We start from the raw sequence: 795 nt of genomic DNA, 5'->3' as shown, positions 1-795 counted from the left end.
TTTATATCCAACTGAATATTTCTTGCCAGATTGAGTTTTATTATTTACTCAATAAGCACAAATTTATTTACAGTCTCCTAAGGTGCGGTATTTAGAATAATAAAACCCCCTAAGGTTATGCTTCCTTAGGGGGACTGTTGATATATTACCTTTAGATTTCTTCTCGGCTTAGGGGTTCATCAATTGTTATGTGTCCCATTAAACTCTCCCTTTTACTTCCGTCTACTAAAATTTGTACTGCGTCTATGTCCTCTATCTCTGTTAATGTCCATACAATTTGTGATAAAATCATTCCTTCTTGCATGGATCCACCACCTAGTTGATCTCCTGAAATATTTACATAAGCGATGTTGTCTTCTGTCTCAACACTTAACAATGTAATCACTTCTAAAGCAGTCGTCAGATCTTCATCCCCTGGCTCTTTTTGCAGTTCTGTGATAACCACTTCTTCTACTGTTTTTGAACCTAATGCAACTTCTCTTTCTACTGGTACAATTGGGTCTAGGTCAGCATCTCCAGTATACACATATTCTTGATTTACAAAATATAAAGTTACTGTAACCTGGTCTCCCTCTGGCTCTGGGTTCACAATTACGTTATCGTTATCTTTTTCATCATTAATATTTTTCTGTGGGTCTTCGGAAGTGCCACAACCTACTAAAACAACAAGCATTCCTAATACAAGTACAATGGCACTAATTTTTTTTATCATTTTATGTCCTCCCTATATAATCTTGTTTTTTCTTACATTTACTCTTGTTTTCTTAGTTTTTTAAACTTGTTTTATTAACTTTA

Annotated in this window: 1 protein-coding gene; it reads right to left on the bottom strand. The window is 34.5% G+C overall.

From position 1 onward, the window contains the following. Positions 1–151: 151 nt before the first annotated feature. The gene (locus RH915_RS11405; protein WP_310480148.1) at positions 152–712 is read right to left on the bottom strand and encodes a GerMN domain-containing protein; all 561 of its coding nucleotides are present in this window, start codon (positions 710–712) and stop codon (positions 152–154) included. Between the last annotated feature and the right edge of the window lie 83 nt (positions 713–795).

The organism is Serpentinicella sp. ANB-PHB4 (assembly GCF_031432315.1).
GTDB lineage: Bacteria > Bacillota > Clostridia > Peptostreptococcales > Natronincolaceae > Serpentinicella.
This window is presented reverse-complemented; position numbering and strand designations above follow the sequence as displayed.

Bases quoted from the DNA above. Each gene is read 5' to 3' on its own strand.
- RH915_RS11405 (WP_310480148.1), bottom strand. From the start codon at position 712: ATGATAAAAAAAATTAGTGCCATTGTACTTGTATTAGGAATGCTTGTT.